This is a genomic window from Martelella sp. NC20, from assembly GCF_013459645.1.
Classification (GTDB): Bacteria; Pseudomonadota; Alphaproteobacteria; order Rhizobiales; family Rhizobiaceae; genus Martelella.
In genome coordinates, this window is sequence record NZ_CP054861.1 from 4,379,289 (window position 1) to 4,393,523 (window position 14,235).

Below are 14,235 nucleotides of genomic sequence, written 5' to 3' on the forward strand. Positions count from 1 at the left end.
ATACGCTACCGTGTTGTTTTAGCGCGAAAACCATGCCTGATCCACACCACGCTTCAAGCTGCCACGAAAAGGCTCAATGCGTGGTTTTCATCCGAATCCAAGCGAGGCGTCAACTGCTCTCAATTGCTCCACAATACCGGCGATATTTTGACGGGCATGCTCAGGGGCCGGGCGCGCGGTTTTCGCGTATTTCCTCCGCACCGCCGATGACCGATTCGATCAGCTTGTCCCAATCGCTCTTCGCGGGAGCCTGGGGGACGGTTTCGGTCGGTTCGGCGGAAATCGGCGATGCGTCAACCGGCTGGTCGGACGAGCCCTGCCCGGCCTGGCCCGACGGCTGATCAGGCGGGCTTGTTGCCGGGCCCTCGGCAGCCTCTGCAGCCCGCCGCGCCTCTTCCTCCAGCCGCAACCGCTCGGCCTCCTCCTGCCGCTGTCGCTCGCGCAGGCGCGCCTCGTCCCGTCCGCGGTAGAGCGCCGCTTCACGGCGCAGGCGCTGCTTTTCGAGAATATCGGCCTGCAGCCGCTCGACGCGTTCGCGCTCGCGCTCCACGGCCCTCAGCGCCAGATAATTGTCGAGATCGGTGAGATCGAGCGTGCGGGTCGGGTCGGCCAGCGCGCCGTTGAAGCCGATCGTAAAGCCGGCGCTGGCCCCCTCCTCGCTCTCCTCGCCCAGTTTGAGCGCGACATCGAGCGTTGCATCGAGATCGCGCGTATCCAGATCGGTCTGCATTGCCGCGTAGACGCTGGCCTCGGGCAGATCGACCAGCACGTTGCGCGCCTGCAGCGTGCCGTCGGTGATCGCAAACGGGATGGCGATATCGCCCGCCTGGAAACTGCCGCCGCCGAAGAGCAGCGCGCGGACCTCCGCCTCGATCGCGTCATTGGTGATTTCGGTGCCCTGAGCATCCGCCCAGGAAAGCAGGTCGTCCCTGAAGCCGAGATCGAGCCCGTTGAAGGTCGGCGATCTGAGCGTGGCGATGCCGGAACCGCTTGCCTGCGACTTCAGGCCTCTCGCGGTATCGGCGGTGGTCTCGACAACAAGGCCGAGGTCGAACGCGCCCGTGACAACGGGGGTTCCGTCCGCCTGCCAGAGCGTGTCCGGCAGGGTGGCGTTGGCAAGGTTGAGCTGAGCCTGGAAATAGCCGTTGCCATCGGTGTTTCCAAGTCTGAGATCACCGGAAAGCGTGCCGCCCATCAGCCGTCCCGAAAGCCCGTTGAGGGACATGCCGCCGCCCCGGAAGTCGAGTTTGCCGCCCATGCCGGTCACCGGCTCGGCAAGACCGATATCGAAGGCGCCCGCCTGAAGGTCCACCCGCGCCTCCGCCGTTCCGAAGTAAGCATGGCCGAACGGGATGTCCGAGAGATTACCCGCCGCATCGGTAAAGTCTGGCCCGAATACGGCCTCGGTCAGCCAGGCCATATCGAGCCGGTCAAACGAGAGCGCGCCGTCGAACGAGGCCACAGGCCCGCCCCGGGCAAGCGCCAAGCGCCCGGCGACGCCGTTATTGTCGAGCGTTCCTTCGATCGCCGAAAGCGCATAGGTTTTGGCGTCGATATCCAGTGCTGCCTTCAGCGATACCGGCACCCCGAACGCCGTGCCGGGCACGGCGAACGCGTTCATCGCCAGATAGGGTTCGAGATCGGGGCTTTCGAGCGAGAGCGCATAGCGGCCCGTCAGGAAGTCGCCCGCGGCAAGGCTCGCCTCTCCGGTGGCGGAGAACCTTGTATCGCCGCTTGCCGCGCGAAAGCCGATGGTCGCCGGCCCTTCGGCATCGGCGCGATCGACGGAGAGCGACAATTGCGCGCCCGCCGGCGCCGGGATCGGCAGCGGCATCATGCCCGCCTGCCCGAACAGCACCGCGGCATCCGGGTTCGAGAGCTGAAGCTGGCCGCTGAACCCGCCCTGCCCGATCAACTCGTCCATCCGCCATGACCCGGCGATCCGGGAGCCGTTGGCGCTGCCCTGGACCACGGCCGCGATCGCGGTGCCATCCTGCCCGAAGGTCATGTCCGCCTCGAGACTGGTATCGCCGTACCAGATCGCGCCATCGTCCAGCATCGTCAGCAGCGGATGATCGCCGGCGCGCTGCCGCAGCATGGCGACGAAATCGGCAATATCTTCAGCCGACAGCGTCAGGCGGGCCGAACCGGTCGGCAGATCCCGCATCGTCTGCGCCTGGCCCGAAAGCGTGATCGCCGCACCCGCGAGATTCTCGATCTTCAGGCTGTCGATCGTCAACGCTCCGGTCTGGTAGGTGAAATCGGTATCGACCACCTTCGCCGTCAGGTCGAAGGCGTTGACGGCCCCGGCCCTGAGGGTTGCGTGAATACGGTGCTGGCTGAGGCCGGTATCGATATCGTCGCCCACCATCAGCCCGGCAAGGGCCCGCAGCGCGTTCAGGTCGATGACATTGCCCGACAGATCGAAATCGAGCGTCGGCGTTGCGGCCCCAACCGCCTGGCGCGACAATGTGCCGTCGAGCACGGCGTCTCCGGCAATGATCTGCAGGTTTTCAAACGCCTGCGTCTCCGGCGTCAGAATGACGTCGGCGGAAAAGCCGGCGCGACCCAGATCACGGATCTCGGGACTGACCTTGCCGGTCAGCCATTGCGAAAGCCCGCTCGGCTGGCGCGAGGCGACCAGAAGCGAACCCGAAAAATCCGTCGTCTCGCCGACGGACAGGCGGCCGGAAGCCTCCACCTGCGTACGCCCGGGCAGAACCGCCGAGCCATTCTCGATCCGCCAGCCATCGCCGTCCGGAGAGGCGTCCAGCACGATCGAGCGGATCGTGGTATCGCCGGAGACCAGAGCCGGCAGGCGGAACGTCACCTTGCCCGGCAATTGCGGGATCGGCACATCCTTGATGAAGCCAATCAAAACCTCGAGACGCTCGCGCGCGCTTGGCGGCGCGACCCGGCCCTTTTTCAGATTGGTATCGTAATCGGAAAGGCGTTCGACATTGAATTGCTGGCCATCGGCCGTCAGCAGGAAGGTTCCGCCCGGCCGCGTATCGAAATTGCCCTCCCCGGTAATCACGTAAGGGTCAACGCGGGTACCGACCTCGAGCCGGTATTCCGGCACGGCGATGGAATTGTTGGTGAGCTCGAACTTGCCGGCGACGCGTGGCAGCGGCACGTCCTGCTCGCCATCGCCGGTCACAGCAAGACGGAAATCGCCGGAATAGACCGGCGCCCCGCTCGCAAGCGAGACATCGCCTTCCATCGTCGCTGATAGCGGCCATTCCGCAGGTGTCGCCGAAAGCCGGACGCGCACGGAACGGGTTTCGGGATCGGGACGGCCGGTCAGGATGCTGAAGTCTCCGGCGCGGCCGTCAAGCACACCCGTCCCCTCCATGCGCCACGGCCCTTCGATGGCATTGGCGGACAGCATGGCATCGATATCGGTGAGGCTGCGCATCCGCCCGCTTGCCGCATCGGAAAGATGGATTTCGCCGTCGCGAACCTCGACATCCTCGAAGATCACGCGGCGCGCGGCGATGGAGCTTTCGCCGGTATCGGTCCAGGACAGCGCGCCGTCGTCACCCAGCGAGAGATTGAACACGGGATGGTCGAGCTGCATCTTGAAAATGCGCAACTCTCCGCTGAGGAAGGGCGCGAGTTCCGCATCCATCGAGAATGAATCCGCGGTCGCAAGCGGTTCGCCGCCGGCGTCGCGGCCAACGCTGACATCGTGCATGGTGATCGCCGGAAACGGCAGCACCCGCACACCGACATCGCCGAGCACTTCGACCTTCTTGCCGACCACCCGGCTCGCCTGCACCTCGAATTCCCGCCGGAAGCTGCTCCAGTCGATGAAATAGGGGGCGACCAGCGCGACACAGAGGACGAAAACCAGAAATGCGCCTATGGAAACCAGTATTCGAGCCAGCAAAGCTGCTATTCCCTGTCACTTGCCTTTGCGGCGCCGGCGCCGCATGAGCCAGAACCTATCACAGCGTACTATAGCAAACCAGTTCGGGCCTATGGCGCACACGATCAGAAAATCTTGCCCGGATTGAAGATATTGTCCGGGTCGAGCGCCTGCTTGATCGCGCGCATCACGGCGATCGCGCTGCCGAGTTCCTTGCCGACCACGCGCTTCTTGCCCTGGCCGACGCCATGCTCTCCGGTCGAGGTGCCGCCCATGGCGATCGCGCGCTCGGCAAGGCGGGCGGTGAAGGCTTCGATCCGCTCGATCTCGCCGGGCTTGTCCTTGTCGAACAGCACCAGAAGATGAAAATTGCCGTCGCCGGCATGGCCGACAACCGGCGCCAGAATGCCCTCTGCGGCGATATCGGCCTGGGTCTCGCGCATGCACTCGGCAAGGCGCGAGATCGGTACGCAGACATCGGTCGAGAAGCCCTCATACTCAGGCTTCAACGCCCTGCCCGCCCAATAGGCATTGTGGCGCGCCTTCCACAGACGGTTGCGCTCCTCGGCATTGGCGGTCCAGACGAATTCCGAACCGCCGCATTCGGCGGCAATCTCCGAAAACTGCTCCGACTGCATGGCGACCGCCTGTTCGCTGCCGTGGAATTCCAGCAGCAGCAGCGGCGTTTCGGGAAAATCGAGACCGGAATAGGCATTGCAGGCCTTGACCTGCAGGGCATCGAGCAATTCGATGCGGGCGACGGGAATGCCCATCTGGATGGTCATGATCACCGCGTTGCAGGCATCCTCGAGCGTCGCGAAGGAGGAAACGCCGCCGGCGATCTTCTCCGGTATGCCGGCAAGCTTCAGCGTCACGGAGGTGATCACGCCGAGCGTTCCCTCAGCGCCGACGAAAAGCCGCGTCAGGTCGTAGCCGGCCGAGGATTTGCGCGCGCGCCTGGCGGTCGCGATCTCCTCGCCATCCGCCGTCACCGCCGTTACCGCCAGCACCACGTCCTTCATCGTGCCGTAGCGCACGGCGTTGGTGCCGGAGGCGCGGGTCGAGGCCATGCCGCCGATCGAGGCGTTTGCGCCCGGATCGATCGGGAAAAACAGGCCGGTATCGCGCAGATATTCGTTCAGTTCCTCGCGGGTGATGCCGGGCTCCACCCGGCAATCGAGGTCCTCGGCATTGACCTCCAGCACGCGGTTCATGCGGGAAAAATCGATCGATATGCCGCCCTCGGGCGCGTTCACCTGCCCCTCGAGCGAGGAACCCGTGCCGAAGGGTATGATCGGCACCTTGTGGGCAGCGCAGACCCTGACCACCTGTTTCACGTCGTCGGCGCTTTCGGCAAAGAACACGGCGTCGGGAAGCTGTGCCGGCAGATAGGTGGTGGTGTGGGCATGCTGGGCGCGGAAGGCCTCGCCGGTCTGCACCTTGTCGGCGAACCGCTGCTGCAGGATGGCGATGACGGTCTGTGCCGCCTCGGGGTTTCTCAACCGGGTCGTGACGTCTTCGATGGCCAATGCTTGCACTCCACGCGTAAACTGCCGTAGCCTTCAGGCGGCGGTGACTGCTTTTATGACAGCATTGCCCCCGGCGTCCAGAGCGACCTCAGCCACGGAACGACCATGAATGAACGCGAAACCCATACCGCCCGCCTGCTCGGCGTCGAAAGCGTCACGCTCACGCATTTTTCAAGCGGCGACCTTTCCGCGCTGATGCGCGCCGTAACCGCGACGGGAGAGAGCTACATCGTCAAGACCGGCCCGGCACCATCGCTGGAGGCTGAAATGCTGCGCCTGATCGCGGCGACCGGCGCGCCGGCGCCAGACGTGATCGCCGCCGACGATACCCTGCTCATCATGGAGGAAGTTGAAGGCCGCAGCGGATTTTCGGGCGCGGAAGCCGATCTGGCGCGCGTCCTGACAGCTCTGCACCATCCGAACGACAGGCTTTATGGCTTCGGCGAGGATTACGCTTTCGGCAGGGTTGTCATCCGCAATGACGAAACCCCGTCATGGGTCGCCTTCTGGCGCGACCACCGCCTGCTCAACAATCTCGCCGAACTGCCGGCTCCGCTCGCACGTCGGGTCGAACGCCTCGCCGCCGCACTGGGCGACATCATTCCCGACACCCCGCCGCCCGCCCTGCTCCACGGTGATCTCTGGTCGGGCAATGTCATGGCGTCGGGCCGGCGCGTGACGGCCCTGATCGATCCTGCCTGCTACTATGGCGATCGCGAGGTCGATCTGGCGATGGCCGAACTGTTCGGCCATCTCGACGGCCGGTTTTACGCGCATTATGGCGCGCTCGATCCGGGTTTTGAGGAGCGGCGCGCCGTCTACAGTCTCTGGCCCGCGCTGGTGCATCTCAGGCTCTTCGGTTCGGGCTACAGATCGATGGCGGAAGGTTTTCTGACGCAGGCAGGCCATTGAAAATTGTGTTTTGTCAAAAAGTTAAGCGCCGCCGTTCACCTGAAAAATCGATCCGGTTGTCATCGAATCAAGCAGGGGGCTTGCCATACGAGCCCGAACATGGCGATAAAGTGACAAAGCTTTGCCAGCGGGAAAAACGGACCATGCTGGCGGTCGCTTGCCGAAAGCATGATTGTTGTATCGAGTTTGTTTTGATCCCTAAAACCCTTGCCAACTCCGCGCGCCCCATCCTGCCGGATCGTCCTCCACAAGGCATTGACAGCGCCCGAAGGCCCGGAACGGCATTGAAAGCATACGTCCGAGATATGCATTACAGGACATTGGAATGACGAGAAAACTCAAAGTCGCCGTTGTCGGCCTGGGCGTCGGCCAAACGCACATCAGACGCGGTTACCTGCCCAACCCGGAGCGCTTCGAAGTCGCCGCCATCTGCGATATCGACGCCGAGCGCCTGCGGTCGGTCGGCGATCAGTTCGGCGTCGAGCGGCGCGAGACCGACTATCTCGAGGTCCTCGGCCTGGAGGATATCGACGTGATCGATGTCTGCACCCCGCCCGGCACCCACAAACCCCTGATGCTCGCGGCCCTCAAGGCCGGAAAACATGTGATCTGCGAAAAGCCGCTGGTCGGTTCGCTTGCCGATATCGATGAACTGCTCGATGCCGAGACGCGCTCCAGCGGCCATGTCATGCCGATCATGCAGTATCGCTACAATGACGGCGCGCAGAAAGCCAAGCACCTGATCACCACCGGCATTGCCGGCAAGCCCTATGTCGCGACCTGCGAGGTCCACTGGCTGCGCGATGCAAGCTATTACAATCACGACTGGCGCCGGCACTGGTCCGATGCGCTCGGCGGCGTACTGATGAACCACGCCATCCACGCCAACGATCTGATGTTCTACCTGCTCGGCCCGGTGCGATCACTGTTTGCCCGCATCGCCACCCGGGTCAACAGCGGCATCGAGGTCGAGGACTGCGCCAGCGTCAGCGTCGAACTGCATTGTGGCGCGCTCGCCACCACATCCGCGACGCTCGGCTCGGTGGAGCCGATGAGCCGCATGCGTCTGTGCTTCGAGAACATGATCATAGAGACCGACAGCCGACCCGATTTCACAGCCGAGGACGCGCCCTGGCGCTTTATTCCGGCCAATGAGGAAACCAGACGGCGGATCGACGAGGCATTGGCCGAATTCGCTCCACCGCCCACGGGCTTTGCCGGGCAGATGCAGGATTTCCACAAGGCGATCTGCACCAAGACGCCGCTGCCGCTGACCCTTGCCGATGCCCGCCACAGCCTCGATTTCGCCACCGCCGCCTATTGGTCGGCCAAGACCTACAGCGCGGTTGCCCTGCCCGTGATGGCGGACCATGCTTTCTACAACGGCTGGCAGAACGCAATCTGATCCGGCCTGCCGCAAAGCGAAAAGCCCGAGCGCTTGGCCCGGACTTTCTGCTGCAAAATCAGTGATATGGATTAATAACTTGCAGCGCTGTCGATCGACTGGCCGGCATTCTGTGTCGCGTCGATCGCGTTTGCCGTATCCTGTCCCATGCCCTCGATGGTGTTGCCGCAAGAGGCAAGCAGACTGCCCACTGCAAACAGAATGGAAGCGAGGATGACCTTACCCTTAAACATTTCGAACTCCTGATTTATCGTTCGGATGTTTCCTAAACGTGCAGGACTGCCTCAAGTTCCGGCCTTTGTTTGCAGAACGCGATGAGCCACTCCGGCGCGCCTCCCGGCGACCGGGCATCCACGGGTTTTCCACGCTCTCTCCACCCTTTGTCCACAGGATGGCAACAGGGTTTGCACAGGCGCGACCGTTGATCGGATAGATGCGGTTGCGGCACTTTCAAACGCCGCGTCAGCGCACTATTTTCCTGTAGCCCTTCGGGGTCGCAAACAGAGGAAGCCGCCGTTGAACGAACATCCGGAAGACAGTGACAAGCTCTCCGCCATTCTCGCCCGCCTGCAGCCGGGACCGGACGGGCGGGTCAGCCTCGATCAGCTTGACGGCGTACTGGCGGAACGATCCTTCGGGGCGTTTCTGGTGCTGTTTGCCATCCCCAACCTGATCCCCCTGCCGCCGGGGGCGACGCTGGTGCTCGGCCTACCGCTGATCCTCGTCAGCTGGCAGATGATGGCATCGCGCCGCAAGCGCGTCTGGCTGCCGGAGCGGATCGCGCAATACTCGATGGATGGCGCGCGCTTCCTGGCGCTCCTGGAGCGGATATTGCCCTGGCTGCGCTGGATCGAAAGCGCCGTCCGTCCGCGTTTCTGGTTTCTGAAGACCCGGCGGTCGGAACGCCTCCTCGGGGCCTTCGCCTTTCTGCTGTCGCTGGTGGTGTTCATGCCGATCCCGTTCGGCAACTGGCTCCCCGCCTTTGCGTTGGCGGTGATCGGGCTGTCGGATACCGAGCGGGACGGCTATGGCCTGATCATCGGCATCATTACCGGCGTGATCTCGATCCTGCTCGCGGGCCTGGTCGTGGTCGCGGCGGGCGCATTGATCGCCCTGCTTTTCTAACACCTTGCCGGCATTTTCTCAACGGATCAGGCAACCCGGCTGGCAAGCTGTGCCGGCTGCAGGGCGTGGCGGATCGCATCGGCAACAGCATCGATCAGTTCGCCGCGCTGATCCGAAAACCTCAGCCGGATGTCGTAATGCCCGAGTTCGGGAAGCCCCTTGTCGGGCCCCAGCACTTCCATGTCGTCGGTGACGTAATAGGCGGCGATCGGCGCCACGGCGAGATCGGAAAGCACCGCCGCGCGCTGAACCATGGTGGTCGCGCTCAGATAGGCGACGCGATAGGGCCGGCCGACCTCGGCAAGCTTGCGCACCGCCTCGTGACGCCAGCAGCAGGTCTGCTCCCACATCGACACCGGCAGCGGCTCCTTGAGATAGGCCGTGCCGCATTTCGCGCCGACCCAGACCAGCCTCTCGCGCATGATCAGTTCGCCGTCCTCATCTTTGCCCGGCAGGTCGCCCGAGTTCAGCAAGGTGAGATCGAGGCGCTGCTCGCGCATGCGCTGCGAAAGGCCGATCGAGTTGTCGATCGTGACGTCCACCATCACGCTCGGAAATGCCTCGGCAAAGCGTTTGAGCACCGTCGGCAAAATACGCTCACCGATATCGTCGGTCGCGCCGAGCCGCACCACGCCGTGCATATCGGGATGGCGGAAACGCGACATCGCCTCATTGGAAAGCGCCAGCATGCGCCGGGCATAGGCCAGCAGCGTCTCCCCGCTGCGGGTAAGACGGACGGAACGGGAATCGCGCACGAACAGCGAAACGCCGACGAGTTCTTCCAACCGCTTGATCTGCATAGACACAGCCGACGGCGTTCTGAACACCCGTTCGGCGGCCCCGGAGAAACTTCCGGTTTCGGCGATCGCGACGAAGGTGCGCAGGATATCATTGTCAAGAACCGGCAGGGGCGTTTGCAGGCTGAGGGTCATGGCGCTCTCTTAGATCAATATTTTTGACTGAATGTATAATTACATTTCGTTTGATTGAACGTCAAATCCGCCTATCTTTTCCTCACAACCCGCGCTTGCCAACGCTTGAAGGAGAAAAGTCATGGGATTGTTTGCCATACTGCACCACCTGGTCGCACCGATCGTCGCCTTCGCAAATCTGCAGGAGCAGATTTCCAGGCAGCAGCGCCGCGAGGAGAATATCAAACGGATCCCGCCGCATCTGCGGCAGGATATCCTTTCCGATGACCGGTACTGGCGGCATGATTGAAGACCGCTCCGACCCCGGCCGGCCATCCCCCTATTGCGTCGAAGGGCACGGCCGGCCGGGGTGGAACCAAGGGCGGAACGGCCAGGAAACACGCCTGCTTTCCTGACTGCCGGCCGTCGCGGTCCGGAAAAATCGATCCATTCACATCCTCGCTCTCTTTCCCGCCGCATTTGTCTGTGTCAATGTCGTAAACAGACTATTGGCGACCCGGTTTCTTGCAGAAATTGTATTTTCTCAAGTGTCGAATCCGGCTCTCAGCGCGGCGGTGTCCATCATGGTAAGATCGTTCGTCTTTTATCTCGTTCCGCAATTTTCACTGCTGCCGTTTACCAGCGCAGTCGAGGTGCTGCGCATCGCCAACAGGATGCTCGGCTACGAGGCCTATCGCTGGCGGATCGCCTCGGACAGCGGGCTGAAGGTCTGTTCCTCGAGCGGCATCGCCATCGAAGCGGATACCTCGCTTGCCGACGAGCGCCGCGCGCTGATGGGCGAGAAGCGGCCGGATCTGGTGCTGGTCTGTTCCGGCATCGACGTCGAGGACTATTACAACAAATCCTTCGAGGCCTGGCTGCGCGAGCTCAACAATCGCGGCTGCGGCATCGGCGCGATGTGCACCGGCACCCACCTTCTGGCCCGCGCGGGCCTGCTGAAAGGCCGCCGCTGCGCGATCCACTGGGAAAACATGCCGGGCTTTACCGAGACCTGGCCGGAAATCGAGGCGCATGCCGATCTGTTCGTGATCGACCGCAACATCTATACGTCCGCCGGCGGCACCGCCTCGCTCGACATGATCCTGCATCTCATCGGCCGGGAATTCGGCGAGGGGCTGGTCAACGCGATCTGCGAGCAGGCGCTGACCGACCGGGTGCGCCTGTCATCCGAACGCCAGCGCCTGCCGCTGCGTGCCCGTCTCGGCGTCCAGAACGGCAAGGTGCTGCAGATCATCGAGTTGATGGAGGCAAATCTTGCCGAACCGCTGTCGCTGATCGAGATCGCCGACGCGGTCGGGCTGTCGCGCCGCCAGATCGAGCGGTTGTACCGCCAGGAAATGGGGCGCTCGCCGGCGCGCTACTACCTTGAAATCCGGCTCGACCGCGCCCGCCGTCTTCTGGCGCAATCGACCATGCCGATCGTGGACGTTGCGGTTGCATGCGGTTTCGTCTCGGCCTCGCATTTTTCCAAATGCTACCGCGAGATCTACCAGTGTTCCCCCCAGCAGGAACGCGCCCAGCGCCGCCAGGCCCGCATGTCGGTGCGCGAAGCCGCGATTGGGCTGGCGGTCTGACGCAAGCCGTTAACCGGCCCTGCCCTACCCCCTGAGCAGCAGCGTCACCCAGCCGTTGCGCCAATAGGTGCGCTCGTGGCGCATGCCCTGGGTGCGATAGGCGGAAAGCACCTTCCAGCGCTGTTCGGCCAGAATGCCGGAGAGGATGACCGCCCCGCCCGGCGCAAGATTGCGCTTCACGCCCGGCGCGAGCCTCATCAGCGGACGGGCGAGAATATTGGCGATGATCAGGTCGAAAGGCGCGTACGCGGCGAACGCCGCATGGTGAAAGCCGGGCGCGGTGACGAAATCGATGCCGGAGACGATGCCGTTCGCGCGCGCATTGTCGCGCGCCACGGCGACGGCGACAGGATCGATATCGGTCGCCAGTATCGGGATCGGGCGCAGTTTGCGCACCGCCATCGCCAAAACGCCCGTGCCCGTGCCAAGATCGAGCGCGCTTCGTGGCCATTCGGCCTTCAGCACGGTATCGATCATTTCGAGGCAGCCGCTGGTGGTGCCGTGATGACCGGTTCCGAACGCCTGCCCCGCCTCGATTTCGATGGCGATATCGCCGGCGCGGCGATGATGGCGATCATGCGAACCGTGAACCAGAAAGCGACCGGCGCGCACCGGCTTCAGCCCTTCCAGCGATTTCGCGATCCAGTCGATGTCCGCGATCACTTCCTTCTCGATCGCCGGGCCGCTCTCGTCATAAACGGCCTTCAGCGCATCCGCGAAGATCGCCCTCAGCGCCTCTTCCTCATCGGCTTCGAGATAGACCGAAGCTTCCCAGCGATCGGCCTTCTCGTCGATTTCCATGGTCGCCAGCGCATAGGGCTCCTCGCCGATTGCTGCGGAAAGCGCGTCGAGCACCCGCCCCGCGCCGGCTTCACTGGTGGTGACGTAAAGTCTGATCTGGCTCACTGACCGGCCTTTCATGGAATCCAGAGCATTTCCAGTGACAATCGGGGCACAGGAAATGCTCTGTCTCTCTGTTTTCACGCGCGTCCGGACGGAAAACCGGCATCCACTTTTCCTGGACGCGCTCTATCCCGACCGCGATAAGCCGCCGGGCAGGCAATGGCAAGGCCGGGACCCGTCAGTTGATCAGGTTTTCGAGCTTCTGGACCGCGACATCGGGGGCTTCGCCATAGGCGATCGTGCCCTTCAGTACACCGCCATCATCGAGCAGAAACACCGAGGCATTGTGGTTCATCGTGTAGTCGCCGTCCGGCTGATCGGGATCGAGCGGCACTTTTTCATAATAGATGCCGAACTTGTCGAGCGCCGCGCGCACCTTGTCGGGATCGCCGGAAATCGCCCCGATCCGGTCGGAAACGTTGGAAAGGTAGAGTTCCATGGTTTCCGGCGTATCGCGCTCCGGGTCCACCGATATCCAGTAGGCGTTGATCCGGTCGCCGTCGGGATCGACCTGATGCAGCCATCCGTTCAGTTCGTAAAGCGTGGTCGGGCACACTTCCGGGCAATGGGTGAAGCCGAAGAAGATCGCGGTCGGCTTGTCGCGCAACGCCTGTTCGGTGATCGGCTCGCCATCGCCGGCGGTAAGCTGGAACGAGGGGCCGAAGGGGATGTTCATCATCTCCTCATTGGTCTCGCCAATTTCATAGACCAGCCAGATCAGCACCGCGCAAATGACAGCGACGGAAGCCCAGAGCACACGACGAAAGGTTTTCATACCCACCCCTTTTTGCGGGGCGACGACAAGCGCCGCCCTATTCCTCCAGAAGACCGTGCCTGCGATGCCAGTCCTCGATCGAGAGTTCCGGATAGCCGCCGAAATGGACGTGGCCCGGGCCTTCCGGCACGTCCACCCAGTTGGCCTTCGAGTCGAGCATGATATGCACGATTTCCGGCGGATGCGGCAAGGAGGTGTCGACCGCTGCGGCAATTGGATGCACCAGTTCCGGCCAGCGCGCGTCATAGAGGTAGAGCGCGCTGCCGCAATTGCCGCAGAAATGCCGCTCGCCGTGGCTTTCGCCGTCATGCATGCGGGCGTGATAGAAACGCTTGTGCTCGCCGCCCGTCACCGCCAGCGTATCGGCGTCGGCGCCGAGGTTGATGGCGTAGCCGCCGCCACCGGCGTGCTTGCGGCAGATGCTGCAATAGCAGCGCATATAGGGGTATGGCGTACGGCTTTCGACCGAATAGGAAACCTTGCCGCACTGACAGCTCGCTTCAAGTCTCATGACGCCCTCCTGGTCGTTTTACGCGCGGCCGGACGAAAAACCGGCATCCACTTTTCCTGGCCGCGCTTATTGCGGCGCGCCATTCTCCCACACGATATCCTGGCCATAAAGCGGCACGGTCGACATCGACATCTTGGCCGAGCCCTCGGTGATCTCGCGGGTGTGGGCGAGATAGATCAGGGTCTGGTTCGCCTTGTCATAGATGCGCTTGATGACGAGTTGCTTGAAGATCAGCGAGCGCCCTTCCCGGAAGACCTCCTCGCCATTCATGTCGAGATCGATTTCGCCGATCCTGATAGGCCCGGTCTGACGGCAGGCGATGGAGGAATTCGACGGATCTTCGAACCAGTTGCCCTTCGACAGCCGGTCGATGATCGAACGGTCGAAATAGGCGATGTGGCAGGTCACGCCCTCGACTTCAGGGTCATGCAAGGCTTCGATGAGAATATCGTTGCCGACCCAGTCGACCCCGACCTCGCCGACCTGTTCCGCCTGCGCAAGACCCGCCATAAACAGACCCGCACAAAGGGCAACGCCAAACCGCTTCATATCGAAACTCCCTGAAAATCCGTTCTCTCAAGATAGGTGGTTGCTGACGCTATACAAGCGGCTGAGGTCTGAGACGGCAGGCGATTGCATAGTTGCTGTGCGGCTCGCTCCCAATACTCTCTCCCGCCTGCGGGAGAGATACCCCCGAA

The 14,235-nt window shown here is 63.0% G+C and carries 14 protein-coding genes; 6 read left to right on the forward strand and 8 right to left on the reverse strand.

Features of this window, described 5'->3' with window-relative positions; translation table 11 throughout:
- Nucleotides 1-160 precede the first annotated feature (160 nt).
- Nucleotides 161-3,892, reverse strand: a complete 3,732-nt coding sequence (locus tag HQ843_RS20935; protein ID WP_180901377.1) for an AsmA family protein — start codon at nucleotides 3,890-3,892, stop codon at nucleotides 161-163.
- A gap of 104 nt (nucleotides 3,893-3,996) precedes the next feature.
- Nucleotides 3,997-5,400, reverse strand: coding sequence for an FAD-binding oxidoreductase (locus HQ843_RS20940; RefSeq protein ID WP_180901376.1), 1,404 nt, complete (start codon nucleotides 5,398-5,400; stop codon nucleotides 3,997-3,999).
- Between the two features lie 105 nt (nucleotides 5,401-5,505).
- Here HQ843_RS20940 and HQ843_RS20945 point away from each other — a divergent pair, with 105 nt between their 5' ends.
- From HQ843_RS20945 to HQ843_RS20955, 3 genes are read left to right on the forward strand one after another with little or no spacing between them, the layout of a single operon-like run.
- Entirely contained in the window at nucleotides 5,506-6,312 is an 807-nt protein-coding gene (locus tag HQ843_RS20945; RefSeq protein WP_180901375.1) for a fructosamine kinase family protein, read from the forward strand.
- Nucleotides 6,309-6,641 (forward strand): hypothetical protein, encoded by a 333-nt coding sequence (locus HQ843_RS20950; RefSeq protein ID WP_180901374.1) that lies wholly within the window; start codon nucleotides 6,309-6,311, stop codon nucleotides 6,639-6,641. Before HQ843_RS20945 ends, HQ843_RS20950 begins: the two co-directional genes overlap by 4 nt.
- The gene (locus tag HQ843_RS20955) at nucleotides 6,638-7,717 is read left to right on the forward strand and encodes a Gfo/Idh/MocA family protein (protein ID WP_180901373.1); all 1,080 of its coding nucleotides are present in this window, start codon (nucleotides 6,638-6,640) and stop codon (nucleotides 7,715-7,717) included. The genes HQ843_RS20950 and HQ843_RS20955 overlap by 4 nt, the downstream gene beginning before the upstream one ends.
- Nucleotides 7,718-7,788: 71 nt before the next feature.
- Here the strand turns inward: HQ843_RS20955 and HQ843_RS20960 are convergent, their stop codons facing one another.
- Nucleotides 7,789-7,950: an entericidin domain-containing protein gene (locus HQ843_RS20960; RefSeq protein ID WP_180901372.1), complete on the reverse strand. Its 162-nt coding sequence runs from the start codon at nucleotides 7,948-7,950 to the stop codon at nucleotides 7,789-7,791.
- 283 nt (nucleotides 7,951-8,233) lie between these two features.
- On the opposite strand from HQ843_RS20960, the gene HQ843_RS20965 reads away from it, so the two are divergent.
- Nucleotides 8,234-8,842 carry an exopolysaccharide biosynthesis protein gene (locus tag HQ843_RS20965; protein WP_180901371.1) on the forward strand — a complete coding sequence of 203 codons (609 nt, stop codon included), beginning with the start codon at nucleotides 8,234-8,236 and terminating at the stop codon, nucleotides 8,840-8,842.
- Between the two features lie 26 nt (nucleotides 8,843-8,868).
- Here the strand turns inward: HQ843_RS20965 and HQ843_RS20970 are convergent, their stop codons facing one another.
- Nucleotides 8,869-9,774, reverse strand: a complete 906-nt coding sequence (locus tag HQ843_RS20970) for a LysR family transcriptional regulator (protein ID WP_180901370.1) — start codon at nucleotides 9,772-9,774, stop codon at nucleotides 8,869-8,871.
- A gap of 121 nt (nucleotides 9,775-9,895) precedes the next feature.
- Here HQ843_RS20970 and HQ843_RS20975 point away from each other — a divergent pair, with 121 nt between their 5' ends.
- Nucleotides 9,896-10,063: a hypothetical protein gene (locus tag HQ843_RS20975; protein ID WP_180901369.1), complete on the forward strand. Its 168-nt coding sequence runs from the start codon at nucleotides 9,896-9,898 to the stop codon at nucleotides 10,061-10,063.
- A 274-nt stretch (nucleotides 10,064-10,337) separates the two neighbouring features.
- Nucleotides 10,338-11,348, forward strand: coding sequence for a GlxA family transcriptional regulator (locus HQ843_RS20980; RefSeq protein WP_180901368.1), 1,011 nt, complete (start codon nucleotides 10,338-10,340; stop codon nucleotides 11,346-11,348).
- Nucleotides 11,349-11,372: 24 nt separating this feature from the next.
- Here the strand turns inward: HQ843_RS20980 and HQ843_RS20985 are convergent, their stop codons facing one another.
- From HQ843_RS20985 to HQ843_RS21000, 4 genes are all read right to left on the reverse strand, one after another.
- A complete protein-coding gene (locus tag HQ843_RS20985) occupies nucleotides 11,373-12,254 on the reverse strand; it encodes a 50S ribosomal protein L11 methyltransferase (RefSeq protein ID WP_180901367.1) in 882 nt (293 codons plus the stop codon).
- Between the two features lie 175 nt (nucleotides 12,255-12,429).
- The gene (locus tag HQ843_RS20990) at nucleotides 12,430-13,026 is read right to left on the reverse strand and encodes an SCO family protein (protein ID WP_180901366.1); all 597 of its coding nucleotides are present in this window, start codon (nucleotides 13,024-13,026) and stop codon (nucleotides 12,430-12,432) included.
- A gap of 37 nt (nucleotides 13,027-13,063) precedes the next feature.
- Nucleotides 13,064-13,537: a GFA family protein gene (locus HQ843_RS20995; RefSeq protein WP_180901365.1), complete on the reverse strand. Its 474-nt coding sequence runs from the start codon at nucleotides 13,535-13,537 to the stop codon at nucleotides 13,064-13,066.
- A 66-nt stretch (nucleotides 13,538-13,603) separates the two neighbouring features.
- Nucleotides 13,604-14,086, reverse strand: a complete 483-nt coding sequence (locus HQ843_RS21000) for a CreA family protein (RefSeq protein WP_180901364.1) — start codon at nucleotides 14,084-14,086, stop codon at nucleotides 13,604-13,606.
- Between the last annotated feature and the right edge of the window lie 149 nt (nucleotides 14,087-14,235).